The 17,463-nt window shown below is 70.1% G+C and carries 13 protein-coding genes and 1 pseudogene; 10 read left to right on the top strand and 4 right to left on the bottom strand.

Annotation, left to right across the window (positions count from 1 at the left end; genetic code table 11):
* Positions 1-89 precede the first annotated feature (89 nt).
* The 4 genes from WBA97_RS38475 to WBA97_RS38460 are packed head-to-tail and all read left to right on the top strand — an operon-like array spanning position 90 to position 11,008.
* Positions 90-1,232, top strand: a complete 1,143-nt coding sequence (locus WBA97_RS38475; protein WP_424235978.1) for a Kelch repeat-containing protein — start codon at positions 90-92, stop codon at positions 1,230-1,232.
* Positions 1,229-4,276 carry a hypothetical protein gene (locus WBA97_RS38470; protein WP_424235976.1) on the top strand — a complete coding sequence of 1,016 codons (3,048 nt, stop codon included), beginning with the start codon at positions 1,229-1,231 and terminating at the stop codon, positions 4,274-4,276. The genes WBA97_RS38475 and WBA97_RS38470 overlap by 4 nt, the downstream gene beginning before the upstream one ends.
* Positions 4,260-9,218, top strand: a complete 4,959-nt coding sequence (locus WBA97_RS38465; RefSeq protein ID WP_424235974.1) for a hypothetical protein — start codon at positions 4,260-4,262, stop codon at positions 9,216-9,218. The genes WBA97_RS38470 and WBA97_RS38465 overlap by 17 nt, the downstream gene beginning before the upstream one ends.
* Positions 9,215-11,008 (top strand): hypothetical protein, encoded by a 1,794-nt coding sequence (locus tag WBA97_RS38460; protein ID WP_424235972.1) that lies wholly within the window; start codon positions 9,215-9,217, stop codon positions 11,006-11,008. Before WBA97_RS38465 ends, WBA97_RS38460 begins: the two co-directional genes overlap by 4 nt.
* A 57-nt stretch (positions 11,009-11,065) precedes the next feature.
* Here the strand turns inward: WBA97_RS38460 and trxA are convergent, their stop codons facing one another.
* Together trxA and WBA97_RS38450 are read right to left on the bottom strand one after the other, a co-directional pair.
* Positions 11,066-11,392 carry a thioredoxin TrxA gene (gene trxA / locus WBA97_RS38455; protein WP_424235970.1) on the bottom strand — a complete coding sequence of 109 codons (327 nt, stop codon included), beginning with the start codon at positions 11,390-11,392 and terminating at the stop codon, positions 11,066-11,068.
* Between the two features lie 146 nt (positions 11,393-11,538).
* Positions 11,539-12,342, bottom strand: coding sequence for a hypothetical protein (locus tag WBA97_RS38450; RefSeq protein ID WP_424235968.1), 804 nt, complete (start codon positions 12,340-12,342; stop codon positions 11,539-11,541).
* 161 nt (positions 12,343-12,503) lie between these two features.
* Between WBA97_RS38450 and WBA97_RS38445 the strand changes: the two genes are divergently transcribed.
* Entirely contained in the window at positions 12,504-12,755 is a 252-nt protein-coding gene (locus tag WBA97_RS38445) for an ATP-dependent Clp protease adaptor ClpS (protein WP_424235966.1), read from the top strand.
* Complete coding sequence (locus WBA97_RS38440; protein ID WP_424235965.1) at positions 12,752-13,261, top strand: DUF2017 family protein; 510 nt, start codon at positions 12,752-12,754, stop codon at positions 13,259-13,261. Before WBA97_RS38445 ends, WBA97_RS38440 begins: the two co-directional genes overlap by 4 nt.
* A gap of 103 nt (positions 13,262-13,364) precedes the next feature.
* Here the strand turns inward: WBA97_RS38440 and WBA97_RS38435 are convergent, their stop codons facing one another.
* Entirely contained in the window at positions 13,365-14,975 is a 1,611-nt protein-coding gene (locus WBA97_RS38435) for an MFS transporter (RefSeq protein WP_424235964.1), read from the bottom strand.
* Positions 14,976-15,127: 152 nt separating this feature from the next.
* Here WBA97_RS38435 and WBA97_RS38430 point away from each other — a divergent pair, with 152 nt between their 5' ends.
* From WBA97_RS38430 to WBA97_RS38415, 4 genes are all read left to right on the top strand, one after another.
* On the top strand, positions 15,128-15,262 hold the full coding sequence (locus WBA97_RS38430; protein ID WP_424235963.1) for a hypothetical protein: 135 nt from the start codon (positions 15,128-15,130) through the stop codon (positions 15,260-15,262).
* A 50-nt stretch (positions 15,263-15,312) separates the two neighbouring features.
* The gene (locus tag WBA97_RS38425) at positions 15,313-15,795 is read left to right on the top strand and encodes a YqcI/YcgG family protein (RefSeq protein WP_424235980.1); all 483 of its coding nucleotides are present in this window, start codon (positions 15,313-15,315) and stop codon (positions 15,793-15,795) included.
* Between the two features lie 39 nt (positions 15,796-15,834).
* Complete coding sequence (locus WBA97_RS38420) at positions 15,835-16,500, top strand: MOSC domain-containing protein (RefSeq protein WP_424235962.1); 666 nt, start codon at positions 15,835-15,837, stop codon at positions 16,498-16,500.
* Positions 16,501-16,580: 80 nt separating this feature from the next.
* On the top strand, positions 16,581-17,231 hold the full coding sequence (locus WBA97_RS38415; protein ID WP_424235961.1) for an alpha/beta fold hydrolase: 651 nt from the start codon (positions 16,581-16,583) through the stop codon (positions 17,229-17,231).
* A 43-nt stretch (positions 17,232-17,274) separates the two neighbouring features.
* Here the strand turns inward: WBA97_RS38415 and WBA97_RS38410 are convergent.
* A pseudogene (locus WBA97_RS38410) lies at positions 17,275-17,463 on the bottom strand (hypothetical protein); the annotation flags it as partial.

The following is a 17,463-nucleotide window of genomic DNA, read 5'->3' as shown; positions in this document are numbered from 1 at the left end:
GACCGGGCCCGCCGCGCCGGGGCCCGGTCTGCTCGCCACGACCGCCGAGACCTACCTGCCATGACCCGAGTCGTAGGGGGACAACACCCATGACCACCGAGACTCTCGCGGCCGACACCTGGTCGCCCTCGGCCGACCACGCCGTCGCCGCGTGCTGGCGCGGCCAGCACGACAACGCCATCGTCCTCGCGGGCGGCACGAAGATCCTCGTCGCGGGCGGCGCGGACGCCGAGGGCGCGGGGCTGCGGCAGACCGCCGTGTACGACCTCGCGCAGGACACGTGGTCGGCGACCGCGATGCTCGGCACCGCAAGGCAACTGCCCGCGCTCGCGCTACTGCCGGACGGGAAGGTGCTGGTGACCGGCGGCCGCGGCGGCGCGACCGGTCCGCCGCTGCGCACCGCGGAGATCTTCGACCCGGCGGCGAACTCCTGGCAGGCGACCGACGACATGGCGGTCGGCCGGTTCGGGCACAGCGCCACCGTGTTGTCGAACGGGCTCGTCCTCGTCGCGGGCGGCACCGCGCAGCGAACGGGTGGCGGGGTGGTGGCACTGCGGTCCTCGGAGCTTTACGACCCCGACGACGACGGCTCGTGGCAGACGGTCGAGGACGACATGACCGACGCCCGCACCGCACACACCGCGATCCCGCTGCAGAACGGGCAGAAGGTGCTCGTCTGCGGCGGCAGCGTGCCGGTCGGCGCGGCGGACGAGGCGGACCTGGCCTTCTGCGAGCTGTATGACACGGCGAACGCGACGTGGACGCCGACCGGGACCATGCACCATGCCCGCAGGGCGCATTCCGCGACCGCCATGACCGCCACGACCGTGCTGGTCGCAGGCGGCCGCGCACCAGGCGCGACCGGCGAGGGCTTCGACCCGTTCGCCCGCGCCACCGCCGAGGTGTACAACCTCGCCTCCCAGGCGTGGCAGGAGACGGCCCCGATGCCCGCAGGCCGGGCGTTCCACCGAGCGGTCTCACTGGGGGCGGGCAAGGTGCTGGTGATCGGCGGCGCCGACCACGTCGACAACGAGACCGGCTACCGGGGCGCGCTCCAGTTCGCGGCCGGCGCGTGGACGTCGTTCGCTGGTCTCGACGAGGGTCGCTGGGTGTTCGCCGCGGCGGCGTCCGGCACGACGGCGTTCGTCGTCGGCGGTGTCACCCGCACCGGGCTGGCGGCCGCCGCCACACCCGTCGAGCTGACCGCGACCGCCGAGCGGAGCGGCACGTGACCGACGGCGCCTACTCCTTCCTGCCCTGGCTGCGGACCGGGCTCACCACCAGGATCACGGGCGAGCCGGGGGTCGGCCGGGCGACCATCCCGGTCCAGCTGGAGCTGGCAGGCGACGCGCTCACACAGGGTGGCACGCCACCGCACAAGCCGGTCGTGCAGCCGGTGCAGCTGTACGGGCCAGGCGACGTCATCGGGATCGATCCGAGGGTGATCTCCCGGATGGAGCCGCCGCCGTTCGCCACCAACTTCGAGCCGAACTACCTGGCGCACCTCGAGTTCTACGAAGAGGACTTCGCGTGGCGCTACAGTCCGGCCGCGCCGGCCGCCACCGGGCGGCTCACCCCGTGGCTCGCGCTGGTCGTCCTCGCCGCGGCGGGCAAGGACGGCCCCGCCGAGTTCGAGGACGGCAAGGAAGGCGGCGGGCCGCTGCCGTTCATCACCGTCACGGCGCCGCAAGCCCTGCAGCCACCGGGAGAGCTGGGCGCGTTCGCGCACGTCCACGTCAACGGCGCGCTCGACGACGACCTGGTCGCCGACGACAGCACCGGCATGGGCACCGCGCTGTCGAACCTCGCCGCGGTGCTGCGGGACGCACCGGACAGCGCCTGCTCCCGCATCATGTGCCCCCGGCACCTGAAGCCCACCACCGGCTACCACGCGTTCCTGGTGCCCGCGTTCGAGACCGGCAGGCGGGCCGGACTGGGCATCGAGTCCGGGGAGATCTCGGCGACGACCCCGAGCTGGGGTGTGCCGGGCATGCCGGCGTCCGGACGGCTCCCGTACTACCACCGCTGGGAGTTCGCCACGAGCCCGGCAGGCGACTTCGAGTTCCTCGTCCGGCTGCTGAAACCCATAGAGGCCAAGGATCCGGTCGGCCTGCGGGACATGGACGCGCACCGCTCGCCCGGCTTCGGGCTGCCCGGCCTCACCACACCGACCAACCCCAGCGGTGTGCTGCGGCTCGGCGGCGCGCTCGCGCTGCCCGACTCCGACGACGTCATCGACCTGCACGAGAACTGGGACAACTACTACGGGCAGCAGAAGCCGACCGACCCGCCTGCCCCGCCGTACCCGAACCAGTGGCAGCGGGCGCTGGCCGGGTTGATCAACCTCGCCGAGGCCTACCAGCACCAGTCGGCCGAAACCGCGAACACCGGGCTGGCCGGGGAGATCCCCGACCTGGCAGGCGAGGTCGACCCGGTGATCACGCCGCCGCTGTACGGACGCTGGCACGCGCTCACCCCGAAGCTGCTGTCCACACCGGACGGTACCCCGCTGCCGGAGGCCGAGGTCCGCAACTGGGTGCACCGGCTCAACCTCGACCCGCGCTACCGGGTCGCCGCGCACTTCGGCACGAAGGTGGTCCAGGCGCGGCAGGAGGAGCTGATGGCCGCCGCCTGGGAGCAGCTCGGCGAGGCGCGGCGGGCGAACGCCTGGATCCGGGCCGCGCAGCTGGCGCGGGAGATCGGGATCCTCCTGCACGGCAAGCACATCGCGGTGCGGACCGGTGCGGTCGAGACCGCGGCCGGGTCGCTGCAGAACGGCAGGGCGCTGACGATCACCGCACCAACCCACCCGAAGGTGCTCGACAGTCCCGGCACGGCCACCGCGGCGGCCGAGCCCGGCGAGGTGTTCGCCGTCGGGTTCAAGGTCTCGCAGAGCCGGGTGGCGACGGCGCCCATGTCGCCGACCATGCGCCGGATCACGCGACCGGGCAGCAGGCTGATGAAGCGACTCGAGACGTCGCTGGACACGCTCGTGGCCCGGATCGACGAGCAGGAGGTCTCCGCCGCCCCGTCCCTCGACCCGCCGCCCGGCCTCGTCACACCGGCACGGCTGGCGCGACCGGTGCCCGCCGCGCAGCCGGTCCTCCGCGCGGTGGCGGCCGACGGCCGGTGGCGGCTGAACGTCCGCGACACCACCACCGCGGTGGTGACCGGACTCGACGCGAACACGACGATCATGGACAACATCGTCGCGGCGGTGAACCTGCCTGCCCGGCTGGCGCCGAAGGACGGCGAGCTGACCGAGGTGATGGCGTACCCGAAGTTCGACACGCCGATGTACACCGAGCTGCTGAGGATGTCGACGGACACCTTCGTGCCCAACCTCGGGCTGCTCCCGCCGAACTCGATCACCCTGCTGGAGAACAACCGCCGGTTCATCGAGTCCTACCTCGTCGGCCTCAACCACGAGATGGCCCGCGAGCTGCTCTGGCGCGAGTACCCGACCGACCAGCGCGGCACGCCGTTCCGCCAGTTCTGGGACCCGCGCACGGCGCCGCCGCGGCCGGACGAGTCCGCCGTGGCACGCCGCGAGCGGCTCTACGACATTCCGCCGATGCACGAGTGGGGCACCGGCGCCCGCCTCGGTGAGAACCCCAACCCCAAACCGGATCCCGATGCCCCGCCGCGCGAGAGCGACCTCGTCCTGGTGATCCGCGGCGAGCTGCTGCGGAAGTACCCGACCGCGGCGATCTACGCACACAAGGCAGAGTGGCCGGACAAGGTGGGCCCGCCCGGCGGTCCCGACAAGAGCGGTGAGCGGGTGCTGGCGAAGCTGCCCGTGGGTGTGGAGCCGCCGAGGAACCTGGTCCGGCTGCCGATCTACGAGGCCAAGGCCGACCCGGACATCTACCTGCTCGGTTTCGATCTCGGCGCGGACGAGGCACGCGGCGAGGACGGCGACCTCGGCTGGTTCTTCGTGCTGAAGGAACGGCCGGGCGACCCGAGGTTCGGGCTCGACGACGACCAGCCGGACGGGCCTGCTCCGGTCGAGGTGTGGAACGACCTGTCGTGGAGCAAGGTCGACCCGGGCGGCGGCGGTTTCATCCGGTTCGACGGCAACGTCAGCGTCCCGCTCGCGGAGTTCAACGGCGACGAGGACGACCCGGAGAAGCAGGAACAACGCGAGGACGACGAGAAGGTCAGACCGTGGCAGCCCGACATCGGTGCCGCCGACGCCGCCTACATCCTCTTCCAGGCTCCCGTCCTGGTGGCGATGCACGCACAGGAGATGTTGCCTGATGCCACTCAGCCTTGACTTCCCGGTGCTGCTGGGCCCGGTCCGCGTCGAGACCCGCTTCACCCAGTCCGAGCTGCTGATCCGTGTGTTCCCCGACGAGTGGTCGGTGAACAAGCTCGAGCCGCGGCCGACCCAGGCGGAGCTGACCGCGCTGGACGCGTACTGGGTCGCGCTGTGGGCCTCCGGCGGGTTGGCGGTGGGGGAGCAGCAGGCCTGGCACGAGCTGGTCGCGCGGATCCCGGCCGGGCGTGCCGCCTGGTTGCTGCGCAACCGGCAGCCCGCCAACCCCGCCGACCGCCCGCTCGGCGCGGCGACCGGCGCGGCCGTGCTCGTGGTCAGGAGCCCGCAGCCGGTCGCAGCGAACGACCGGCAACCCACCATCACGTACTGGACGGCGGTGTGGCGTGCGCACGGCGACCGTACGAAGCTGCGGAGCGCCGAGATCGCGTTGCTCGCGGCGGTCGGCGCGACCAGGACGGCGGCGATCAGGGCACGCCGTCCGTCCGGTGTGGACGCCGCCCCCGGCACGCCTGGCGACGTCGTCGTGGTGGCTTTCCTCGTGCTGCCAACGCCTTCTGCGGGCCAGATCGCGCAGGAGTCGTGGACCGTGGCCGCCACGGCGGCGTTGCTGCCCGACCGGTTCACCGTGTTCGGGTATGTCGGCGACACGCTCGTGTTCGCCAAGACCGGCGGGCCGGTTCGCCAGGGGCTGGCGGTGAGCCCCAACCCGAACGAGCCCGCCGCGACCCAGCTCAAGATCAACGAGACCACCGGCGCGCTGACCGTGCCACCTGCCCTGCGCTGGCTGACCAGCTTCGACGAAGCCGTCACGGCGGGCATGGGCATGCGGGTCACGCTGCAGCCCGCCTTCCACGACGGCGTCGACCGGCTCGTCGTGCTCGGTCTGCGTGAACAGGCCACGCCTGCCCAGACCGCGGCCGCGCTGGGTGGCCTGCTCGCCGACCAGCTGCACAGCACGTCCGGTCTCAGCCTCCTGCCACAGGGCACGCCGACGAACAACTCCGAGGAGCGGCCGGCGGGCCAGGACCCCGCCACCGAAGCCGACGGCGCACTGTCCACAGTGGCCGGTTTCGCCGCGGCAGGCGACTGGACCACCAAGACCGACGGCGAGTGGTTCGCCGAGCTGCTCGGGATCGACCCGGCCGTGCTGGCGGGGGTGCCGAACGCGGACGGCACCGACCGCCGTGACGCGCGGGCCGCGCACACCGCCCTGTGGCCTGCCACCTGGGGTAACCACCTGCGTGCGTTGCTGTCCGGGGTGCTGACCCCGGAGCAGATCGAGGAGACCCGGCAGTTCTTCCTCGCCAACGTGTCCGGCCGGGGGCCGCTGCCCTCGGTGAAGATCGGCCGCCAGCCGTACGGGATCCTGCCGACGACCGTGTTCTCCCGGCTCGCGTTCCCGGCCGCCGCGTCGCACAGGACCGCGCTGAACGCGATCCTGGCGCAGCTGGCCCAGCAGTGGCACGCCGCGCTGGAGCACGTCGCCAGCCTCGACGAGCCCGGCGTCGACCGGCACCAGGCACTGCTGGACATCCTCGCGCTGCACCCGACTTCGGCCGAGTACAACTTCCGCTACGCGCAGAGCATGGCGACCGTCGCGGACAGCGAGGACCTGGCCGCGCTCACCGAACCCGTGCGCGCGCTGCTCACCCGGCTCGGCGCGCCGGACACGTCTCCCGACCTGGTGCGGGGATTGTTCGCCGACGCGGCCGAGACCATGGTCGCCCCGGTGGTCGACGACCGGCCACTGTCCGAAAAGGACCGGATCCGGCCATACACCACCGACGGCCGCGACTACCTGACCTGGCTCGCCGAGAGCGACCTGGCCACGATCGGCGGCGAACTGGGCTTCGACGACGACGTGCCACCGTCGGCGCTGCTGTACCTGCTCGCGCGGCACGCGGTCCTGCTGGCGTCGACCGGTTCCGTTGCGCCGGAGCTGGCCGGGGCGCTGACGATCCTGGCCGGGCTGTCCACCGCGAAGCTGGAGCGGGTGTTCGCCGAGCACCTCGACTGCGCCACCTACCGCCTGGACGCGTGGCGGCTCGGCCTGGTCAACGAGCGGCTGGCAGAGCTGCGCTACGGCCAGGACGGTACCGGTCAACCGGTACGCGGCCTGCACCTCGGTGCCTACGGCTGGCTCGAGCACGTCGACAGGAACACCGATCCGGTGGACATGGTCACCGTGCCCGCCGACCTCACCTCGGTGTTCGGCGCAGGCCAGCTCCCGCACGACCGCGAGAACGCCGGGCACATCCACACCCCGTCACCTGCCCACGCCAGAACCGCTGCGGTGCTGCGTGCCGGATACCTCGCGAACGCCGACGCCGACAAGCCGAACGTGTTCGCCGTGAACCTCAGCTCGGAACGCGTCCGGATCGCGCTGACCATCGCGGACGGGATGCGACAGGGACAGTCGCTCAGCGCGCTGCTCGGCTACCGGTTCGAACGCGGGCTGCACGACCGCGACGTCGGGCTCGACGAGTTCATCGCCCGGCTGCGCCTGAAGTTCCCCCTGCGTGCCAACAAGATCGAGGAGACCATCCCTGAGCAGGACGATCTGGCCGCGCCGACGAGCATCGAGCAGGTCGAGGCCCGCAACGTGATCGACGGGCTCGCCCTGCTGCGGCACGTGAACGCCCTGCGGGACACCGCGCCGCCGGACGAGAAGTTCCCTGACGACTACCCGTTCGGGTTCGACGACCTGTTGGAAGCGAACCCGACCCAGATCGGGTACCTCCGGGCCGAGGTGAACGGACTGCGCAACGCGCTGGACGCGGTCGCCGACGTTGCCGTCGCCGAGGGCGCCCACCAGGCGTTGCAGGGCAACACCGAACGCGCGTCGGCGGCACTCGACGCGTACGCCAAGGAAGGGCTCCCGCCCGCGCCGTCGGTCGTCGAGACACCGCGCAGCGGGACCACGCTCACCCACCGCTTCGCACTGCAGCTCACCCCGGGCCTCGGCCCGGACCACGGCGCACCGGTGCTCGGCCACAACAAGCCGCGGGCGCAGGCCGAGCCCTCGGTCAACGACTGGCTGCCGTCGGTGCTGCCGAAGCCGTCGAACGTCGCGGCGCTCGTCACCTGGCACGACGACGATGGCGACCCGCACGCACGCCCGGTCACCCAGGCGGAGGCCGGGCTGTCGCCGATCGACCTGCTGTGGGCGCTGCGGCCTGCGGACCAGGCCGCGATGACCGACCTCGACGACCGGATCCTCGGCGTCGTCATCGAGGACGAGGAACCGAGGCCGGACTTCGAGCTGCACATCGAGTACACCACCCGGGTCGGGGGCAAGGTCACCTTCTTCGAGGTCTCGCCGCTGGTCGCGGCGGTGCGCACGCTACTGACCACGTCCCGGCCGCTGCGCCAGAGCGACCTCGTGCCCGCCGCGGGTGCCGCCGCCGTGGACCGTGCCGAGGACGACGCCGTGTCGCTGCCGAAGAACCGCCCGGTCGCCGTGCTGGCGTCCCTTGACGACCTCATCGAGGACGTCGCCGATATCACCGGCGACCTCGGCCAGCTCTACCCGGAAGGCGTCCCACCGAACCGCAACGCCGTGCTCGCCGGGATCGACACGTTCCTGAGCCGCTACGCGCGGCTGGCGGTGACCGCGAGCGGGTTCGGCCTGGTGCGCAGCGGGTGGGGTGAGCTGGCGCAGTGGCGGCGCGGGGTGTTCGCCGACGTGCTGGCCGGAGTCGCGACGCTCGCCACGCGGATGGCGGCCCCGCTCGCCGAGGCGAACGACCTGCTCGACCAGTACGAGGCCCTTCCGAACCCGACCCCCAACGAGCAGCGGTTCCAGCTGCTCGAGAAGGCCGAGCGGACCCTCACCACCAAGCCGGGGCCACGCAACAACACCCCGTCACAGATGCGTACCCGGGTCCGCAACCTGCGGAACACCTTCACCAGTGAGCTCAACGGACTCACGCAGATGGCGGGCACCAACGAGACGACCCTGCACGACCTGCTCCCCGCGGTCGCGCAGCGGATGCCGCCTGCCGAGTTCGACCCGCAGGGCCTCGACCTGACCCCGTTCCAGGACCGGATCGTCGCGTTCGGGGCGGAACTGCTGGTACGGGCCCGAAAGCTGGCCGACGAACTGGCCGCACGGCGGGTCGCGGCGACGACCGCGCTGGCGCTGTACGACACCGCCGCCACCGGGCCGGACCGGGTCCGCGCCGGGACCGACGCGCTCAAGGCGCTGCTCGGCGAGGACGTCCTGTCCGTGCCCGAGTTCACCCCGCCGTCGGCGGTCATCCAGCAGTGGCGCAAGGCACGCACCGACAGCGACAAGCTCGTCGCGCATCTCAAGCCCGCCAGGGACTTCCCGGTCGACGACTGGCTGGCGGGGATGGCGCGGGTGCGGGACAAGCCGAGGCTGTGGGAGCACACGATCCTGCTCGCCGACGCGTTGCTCGGGCCTGGCGGGCTGCTCGGCACCGGCGTGCTCGACTGGCCGGAACCAGAGCTGTCCCCGGTCCAGCTGCCCTACGTGCAGAAGGATCACTGGCTCGGCCTCGAGTTCGCGAAGGACCCGAACCTGCCCGACCAGCTCGACGAGGACCGCCTGCTGTTCACCGCGCACTACGCGGCCAACCTGAACAGCAACCAGCAGTGCGGGCTCCTGCTCGACGAGTGGACCGAGGTCATTCCCTCGGAACGGGAGACCACCGGCGTCGCCGTGCACTACAACGGGCCGGACTCCGAACCGCCGCAGGCGATGCTGCTGGTCGTGCCGCCGGTGCGGGTGGCGGGCGGGCAGTGGGCGACCACCGACCTGGTCGACGCGGTCACGGAGACATTCGAGCTGGCGAAGACCCGCGCGGTCGAACCGGCACACGTCGGCGCGACGGCGTTCGCGCAACTGCTGCCCGCCGCGGTGTTGCCTGGCACCGACCTCGCGCAAGCCAACCTGCGGTGGAGGACAGTCCGATGACCGATCCTGGCCAGACGTGGAACCGGCTGGAGGGCCGCCCACGGACCACCGAGTTCGTCCGCGCACTGCGCGCGGAGGTCCGGGATCCGTTGTGGCTGCTCACCCGGCAGTGGCAGCTCGGCGAGTTCCTCGGCACCGACGGCGGCTCACCGGTGACCATGACGTACTCGGTCGCACAGTCGCGGCCGAGCCGGTTCCGGCCGTTCGGTGGCCCGCCGGAGGACCTGCCGACCGACCGTCCACTGGAGACAGTCGCGGAACGGCGGCGCCTCACGTTCGCCTACGGCACCGAGAAGATCTCCTTCGATCTGCGACTCGCCATCGGTCACCGCTGGTTCAAGATGCTCGGCCGGGTGGGTTTGCTCGGCCACGTGTTGAAGTACGAGGAGCAGTACGCGAAGAAGTACCCGATCAAGCTGCCCACCGCGGCTGATGTCACCCAGCGCGCCAACCCGGCGGTGTGGGCCACGATGCAGGCGGTCGCAGGCCGCCGCATGGACGGCTACGAGCTGTACCTGCACGTGAAGGGCGGCGGCGACGCCGATGCGGGGATCAATACCATCCCGATCCTGCACCACACCCCGCTGGTCAACGCGGGCAAGCGGCTCGTCGCGTGGTTCGACGCGCTGATCGACCAGCCGACCGGTGTCACGTCGGCGGACCCCGACGGGAACACGACGTGGGACCCGCGCAGGCTGGAGCACCGGTTCTCGATCGCGGCGTCGGCGGTGGGCGGGGGAGAGAAGACCCTGACCGCGCGGGAGTACCCTGGCGGTCAGCTCGACTGGCACGCGTTCTCCGTGGACCCCGGCCCGCCGATCGGTGGTGCGGTGGCGCCCGAACCGGCACTGGCACGGACGGTGTTCCCGGCGCCGGTCCGCTACTCGGGGATGCCGCTGCCGCGCTGGTGGGCGCTGGAGGACGGGAAGACCAACTTCGCCGCCGTCCGTCCGGACAGCACCGACCTGGCCCGGTTGGTGTTCCTGGAGTTCGCGCTGGTGTTCAGCAACGACTGGTACCAGGTGCCGTGCGACCTCCCGGCCGGCACGGTCGCACGAATCCGTGGCCTGGTGGTCACGGACGTGTTCGGCCACCGGCAGTGGGTCACCCCGGCAGGCACGGGCTCCGACGAGGACTGGCAACGCTGGTCGATGTTCACCCTGGACACCATCGGCAGCGACGACGTGCCTGCGGACACCGACCTGTTCCTCCCGCCGAGCGTCCCGAAGGTGTCGGAAGGCCCGCCGCTGGAAGAGGTCCTGCTGATCCGCGACGAGAACGCGAACCTGGTGTGGGGCATAGAACAGACGGTCCGCATGCCGACCGGCGAACCACACCGGGGCGCGGAGGCGGCCGCGGAGGTGCTGGCGTACCGCCGAGGACAGGCAGGCGCGGCACCACCCCCGGACCAGCCCAGAGCCCCCCTCTCGTACACGGCGATGAACACCATCCCGGAACACTGGATCCCGTTCATCCCAGTACATGTCGAAGGCGACAACCGCGAGATCCAGCTCCAGCGCGCGGCGATGCCCGGCGCCGTCGACGGCGAGCCGGTCCGGCCGAGAACCTCGTTGCTACGCGAGGGATTCGACCGGGGGCAGCGGTACTTCGTCAACGAGGAGGAGGTACCGCAGGCAGGTACCCGCCTGTCGATCGCGTACAACAGAACCCGCTGGCGGGACGGCCGCGTGGCGGTCTGGCTGACCGCTCATCGGGGCGAGGGCCGGGGCCAGGGTTCCAGCGGCCTCCTCTTCGACCTCCTCACCAGCACACCGCCGCCCGCCGAGTGAGTCGAGCGCTCCCTCGGTGTTCCAAGCTTGCTGTCGAATTGCCGAATGGCTGGAGTGTCACAGGTTCGCGTCGAGAAACTCCGTGAGTTGGCCTTTGCTCAACGCGCCGGTCTTGCGGGCGCCATCTTGCCCGTTGTTGAACATCAGCAGGGTGGGAATGCCGTTCAGGTCGTATTTGGGCCCGGTTTCCGGGTTCTGGTCGATGTTGAGCCCAACGATGGAGAGGCGGCCCGCGTACTCGACGGCGACCTCATCGAGGATGGGCATCATCATCTTGCACGGACCGGCCCATTCGGCCCAGAAGTGGACCAGCATGGGCCCAGACGCTTGAAGGACATCTCTCGCGAACGAGTCGTCGGTCACGTCCCCGACCTTGTCACTCACCGATGGTCCCCCGTTCCGTCGATCAGCCTTTCCTCGAACGTAGTCCCGCCGAGGGCTCGCGCACAACAGAAGCGTTTCCTTGTGCTGCCTGGTGGATTCGCACGCCAGTGACGTGAGGCCCGCGTGGCGGGACCACGTGCGCTCGGTCAGGCCGAGGTGACCGTGTCCAGGGCGGCCACGGGCTCGGTGGCCGTGGCGACCCACCAGTCCGCCGTGCCGGTGGCTCGTGCGAGTACGGTGCGGGCGAGGCCACCGTCGGGGATCTCGCGCACGTCGAGCTGAGCGGGGAACCGCGTGGCGGGTGGCATGGTGTTGGCGTAGGACTCCAGCGTGATCGGCTTGCCAGCCCGCAGTGCCTCGTCGGTGGCGGTGGTGGCGGTCACCACGCCCGTGGCGCGCAGATAGGCGACCTTGCCGCCCTGCCGCGGCGTGACCTTGTGCACGGTCAGCGCGAACCGTGTCGTCGCCGATTCCGGGTCGAACCCGCGCAGGCGGACCGTACGGCCGAGGCTGCGGAACATGAACCAGCCCCACGTGGGCACGATCAGCAGCAGCGCCACCGGGATCAGCCAGTCCATGAAACCGGTGGTCGACTCGGTGAGCACCAGGGTGTTGGTGCGGTCGTTGAGGTAGGCGGTGAACGTGTCGCCGACGTTGTGTTCGTCGGCGATCAGCTTGTCCCGCTGCTGCTCACCCTGGTAGACGTACTCGACCCACAGCGCGCGGGCCTGTTCGATGTGCCGGGTTCGTCGCGAACCGGTGGACCGCGGTTTCGTCGTCTCCTCGGTGGCGGTGACGGTCACCTCGGTGTGGCTGTCGGAAAGCTTGTGTACCAGGGCGTTGCCGAGGAACACCGTGAAGCCGAGCGCCACGACCCAGACCAGTACCGAAACGGTCACTCTGCGCAGCTTTCGTGCGCAGTACTTCTGGACGAGCGGCGACGTGGACATTCTTCTCCCTGCGGATCATGGACGCGAGATGGACCGCGAGCATGAGGCATCGCAGCGGGTGGCGCGTGTGCCCGTCACCGTAGGGATCGGCACCGCGCGATGGTGTCGGGTGAACACCCCTCAATCCGAAGTGGACCGTACCCGGATGCCGAGCGCAGGCCGTGCTGGGACGTAGTATCTGCCTCGTGTGGCGAGTCTCCGCGCATAACGATGACGTGACCAGTTTCGAGGTAGTGGTGTACCTGCTGATGACAGTCTGCTCGTTCTCGTTCGACGACGCACTGGCCGTGACGCGCCGGATCGAACGCGACGGTTCGGTGGACGTGGCCGCGTTCGACGAGCGCGGCGAGGCGGAGGCGCTCGTGGTGACGTTGTTGCGCCGGGGCGTGCATGCGATGGTGCGCTCGGCATGAGTGGCCAGGGCGAGCTTCAGTACGGGTTGACCGACGACTACTTCGACGCCGTCCCGGTCGCGGACGGGGTGGCGTTGCGCATGTCGGACAACGCCGCATGGGTGCTGGTGACGGCACTGGACCAGCTGGTGTGGTTCCTCGACGACGACGAGGTGCCGCGGCGCGGGCGTTTCCGCCGCACACGCCGGCCGGACGCGGTGCTGCGGGACATGTTTCCCGACGCCGTCCCCGATGGCAGGGAGGCCGCCGCCTTCCGGGAGCGGCACGCCGCGACCTTGCGCGACACGGCGGCGGTTCGCCGCGTGCGGGACCGGTGCACCCGGGGTGCCGAGCACGTGATCGACCAGGACGAGGTGGACGACTGGATCGTCGCGCTGGGACTGGTCCGGTTCCTGTACCGGCGCCGTGGCGACGCACCGGACGAGTTCGTGGTGTGGATGAACTATGTCCAGATGATGCTCGTCGCCACGCTGGAGCCCAGAATCGCGCAGCACCCGGCTAATTAGGGCCCCGTCCAGGCTGGACGGGGCCCTAATGTCCGTCGGCGCGGTGGCCGGAGCAGAACACGCACCGGCAGGGGAGCACGGTCCGGGCTGAGCTAATCAGGTGTCACGAGTTCGTGTCCTTGGTTGCCAGGTCGGTGGCGGGCTCTTCTTTGGTGGCCGGCTTCTTCTTGGGTGTCATGGGGGCGTTGCGTTTGCTGATCAGCACCAGGACTATCGCGGTGGTGACGACCGCGAGGATGCCCGAGGTGAAGAGGACTGCCGTGGCGCCGGTCGAGATGCCGTCGGCGATGACCTGTTCCATGCCGACTCGGGATTCGGCGGGGGTGAGTTCCAGTACCCGTTGTGTGTCGCCGTTCGAGGCGGCTTCGACGATGGCGTCGCGGGTGGTCGGGTCGAGTGCCGGGTCGGCCGCTATGACGTCGCCGATCCGGGATGTGTAGAGCACGCCGAGGACGGCGGTGCCGATGCCGGCGCCGATCGAGGCGAGGCTGGTGATCGTGCCGGCGACCATCCCGGCCCGTTCCTTGTCGGTGACGTTCATCGCGACGGCCATCACCGGTGCGCCCGCGATGCCGCCGCCGGTGCCCCACACCAACAGTGGGAAGGCCAGTAGCCACGGTGTCACCGTGGGGCTGAACACCAGGGCCAGCCACAGTGCGCCGATCGCCTTGCAGATGTAGCCGGTGGCGATGACGTAACCCGGCGCCAGCACGCCGAGCATCTTGCCGCCGACGATGCCTGCGACGATCTGGGCGATGAACACCGGAGCGAGCAGCAGGCCGCTCTCGGTCGGGCTCAGGTGCAGTGAGTTCTGGAAGTACTGCACGAAGTACACCGTGCCGCCGATGGTCAGCACGCGGGACATGAAGATCGCGATGGCCGAACCGGTGAACGCGGGCTTGCGGAACATCTTCAGGTCGAGAGTCGGCTTCTCGGCCTTGGTCTGCACGACGAAGAACACCGCGAGGAACACCACCGTCGCGGCGAACTGGGTCAGCGTCGTCACCGAACTCCAACCCTGCTCCTCGCCGCGTAGCAGGGCGAAGTTGCCGACCGCGAGCGCGGCGATGAGGAGCACGGTGCCGGTCCAGTCGATGGAGCCGCGCTTGCCCTCGAACGGCGCGTCCTCGGGCAGAGTGCGAAGGCCCATCAGGTACGCCACGATCCCGAAGGGCACGTTGATGAGGAAGATCGCGCGCCAGCCGAGAGCATCCACCAGCACGCCGCCCAGCAGGGGAGCGATGAGGCTCGCCGCCGTGGCGACCGTGCTCCACTTCGTGATGGCCATGTTGCGTCGCTGGCCCTCGAACTGGTGCGCCAGCAGGGGAAGCGCGTTGACCATCAGGATCGCGCCACCGATGCCCTGCGCCACGCGGGCGAGGTCGAGCACTGTCGTGGAGTTCGCGAGACCGCAGGCGAGAGAGGCGAGCGTGAACAGGGCGATGCCTGCCAGGTAGACCTTTCGCCTGCCCAGCCGGTCGGATAGCGTGCCGACGACCTGGGTGACCGCGCCCATGGTGATCATGTAGGCGACGACCACCCACTGGATGCTCGCCAGCGTGCCGCCGAGATCTGCCTGTATCTCCGGCAGGCCGATGGTCACGATCGTCATGTCGATCACGACCAGCGCGGTACCCGCGATGACCAGGGCCAGTACGGCGCGTGCCCGCGCCGATGGCGATTCGGGTGCGCTGGCCTCGGCTGACGACGTCACGCCTGTTCCCTCCTTGTGGTGAAGTAGTCACTTCGCGTGACCGAAGCCAGAAGGTAGCCTAACCTAAATAACATATGCAAGTATGCGCGTAACCTAATCTTTTGGTTGAGGCGAGCCGCCGGGGGCGGCCGGCGCCGGTTCACCCGCCGTCGGTGATCATCCCGATCTCCCGCGCCAGGATGACCGCCGAGACACACTGGTCGACCGAACTCGCCGGCGTGCTGCATCTTGCAGGCCGGTTCGCCGAGGTACCGGTGGCCGACCAGACCGACGAGGCCTTCGGCTGACCTGCTCCGCTATCCCACACCCGCGTCGCTCGCCGGATTCCTGACGGCGGATCCTTCTTCCGACCAGGCCGCCGCCCGCGGCGGGGATCGCGCGGCACGCCGGCTGCGCGCACGAGACCGGCGAGGCTCCTCATGACGGAGGTTCCGCTGCTGCGGAAATCCCGGCGGACACCGATGATCCATACTGGGAATTCAGTTTCGGCGGCACGCCGATATTCGTGGTGTGCAACACACCCGCGCACGTCGAACGAAACAGCAGGCACAGTCCGGGGTTCCTGATCACGTTCCAGCCGCGCTGGGTCTTCGAAGGACTCAAGGAGGGCACCCCGAGGGGCGACGCGGCCCGGCGGGTCATCCGGGGGCGCCTCCGCCGGTTCGACCAGGGTGCACCTTCACCGGTGCTCGGTTCGTACGGCGACCCGCGTAACCGGGAATGGCGGCAGTGCTTCCTGCCGGACAACGACGGCGACGACGCGAAAGGCGGTTCCTGTCCCTTCGAGGCTCGCACCCGGGCGAACGTACTGGAATCCTGACAGCCGGCACGGTCCGCGACCAGTGGGACGGGATTCTCGGTGAATGGTCTACCTGCGGTTCTCTCGGTCAACGTCGGCCGGTCGATCCCGACCGGCCAGTCGACGGTGGGTTTCACCGGCATCGACAAGTACCCCGTGGCCGGTCCCGTCGAGGTCAGTTCGCCAGAACGGCGGGACGGTAGCGGGCTGGCGGGAGACGTTATCTGCGACGGAAGCTGGCACGGCGGCCCCGACCAGGCGGTGTACGCCTACGCCCGCGAGGACCTGGACGACTGGCAGAGCGAGATCGGCCGCCCGCTTCGGTCAGGGATGTTCGGCGAGAACCTCACGACCGCGGGCGTGGACGTCACCGAGGCCCTCGTCGGCGAACGATGGCGGATCGGCGGCGGCTGCGTACTCGAAGTCTCGGCGCCTCGAACACCCTGCCGGACGTTCGCGTGGTGGCTGGCGGAGAAGGGGTGGGTCCGTCGTTTCGTCGATCGCGGAAGCCCGGGCGCCTACCTGCGGGTCATCACGCCCGGCACGGTCATGGCGGGCGAACCCATCACCGTGGAGAGCCGGCCGGACCACGCGGTCACGATCAGCGTGGTCTTCCGGGCGATCAACGGCCGGCCAGACCTGCTTCCGCTGGTGCAAACAGCGGGCGAGACCCTGTCCGACGGCGTGCGCCGCAGAATCCACCGCCGCCTCACGTCACAATCCTGACGACGAGTTGGCTGGGCGGGTACCGCACGCCAAGGTCCCGCTGGACGGCGAGCCGGTATTGGTAGTTGGAGGCGCTCCAGATGACATGTGTGGTGCTCGTGCACGGTCAATGGCACGACCCGCGGCATTTTGATCTCATCGCCGATCCGTTGCGTGCGTCTGGAGTCGTGGTCTCCGCTCCAGAACTGCACAGGGGCTCATTGGCGGCGGACACCGCGGCGGTGCAGGCGGTTGTGGATGACCTACCGGAACCGCCGATCGTGCTGGGCCACTCCTACGGGGGTTCGGTGATCACCGGCCTCACCGGTGCCGCCCACCTCGTCTACCTGGCGGCGTTCGTGCCCGACGCTGGCGAGAGCGCGGCCGGCCTGGGCCGCTCGACCCATCTGATCGGGCCCGTGATCGTGCCGCTGGAGAACGGCTTCACCCAACTCGATCCGGCAATGGCGGCAGAGGCGATGTACGCGGGGTGTGCGCCGGATCGAGCCGCTTGGGCGGTCGGACTGCTGCGCCCTCAAGGGCCGGGCTGCGGCCGAGGTGTGCCGGAACGTCAGGCGTGGCGGAACACGCCATCGACGTTCGTAGTGTGTTCCAAGGACCGTGCCGTCTCCCCGAGACTGCAACGAGCCATGGCACGACGGTGCGGGAGAACGGTCGTCTGGGATACCGGCCACGCCCCGTTCGTGACCAGCCCCGAAGTCGTCGTCGACCTGCTGCGCGGCACTGGATGAGAGCTAGTGGCAAGGCCGTGAAGTTAGGTGGTTGTGGTGTTGGTCAAGGGTCTGCCGGTGTCAGGATGTGGATGCTGATGGTGGCTTTGTAGCTGGTTCGGTCGGTGTTGGGGCCGCGAGCTTGGTATTTGGAGATGGCGCGTTTGACGATGCGCGGGCAGACCCGCAGTCGTCGGGCGGGCATGAGGTTTGCCAGGACGTGTCGGCCGATGGTGCCGACCAGGTCGATGGT

Origin of the sequence: Actinophytocola sp. (assembly GCF_049647105.1) — a bacterium.
Taxonomy (GTDB): Bacteria; Actinomycetota; Actinomycetes; order Mycobacteriales; family Pseudonocardiaceae; genus Actinophytocola.
Note: the sequence above shows the minus strand (reverse complement) of the source record. Positions and strands in the feature narration are given on the sequence as shown.

What these genes read in the sequence shown, in the direction of transcription:
- WBA97_RS38460 (WP_424235972.1), top strand. Translation starts at nt 9,215, where the DNA reads ATGACCGATCCTGGCCAGACGTGGAACCGGCTGGAGGGCCGCCCACGG.
- WBA97_RS38415 (WP_424235961.1), top strand. Translation starts at nt 16,581, where the DNA reads ATGACATGTGTGGTGCTCGTGCACGGTCAATGGCACGACCCGCGGCAT.
- WBA97_RS38450 (WP_424235968.1), bottom strand. Translation starts at nt 12,342, where the DNA reads ATGTCCACGTCGCCGCTCGTCCAGAAGTACTGCGCACGAAAGCTGCGC.
- WBA97_RS38440 (WP_424235965.1), top strand. Translation starts at nt 12,752, where the DNA reads ATGAGTGGCCAGGGCGAGCTTCAGTACGGGTTGACCGACGACTACTTC.
- WBA97_RS38475 (WP_424235978.1), top strand. Translation starts at nt 90, where the DNA reads ATGACCACCGAGACTCTCGCGGCCGACACCTGGTCGCCCTCGGCCGAC.
- WBA97_RS38465 (WP_424235974.1), top strand. Translation starts at nt 4,260, where the DNA reads ATGCCACTCAGCCTTGACTTCCCGGTGCTGCTGGGCCCGGTCCGCGTC.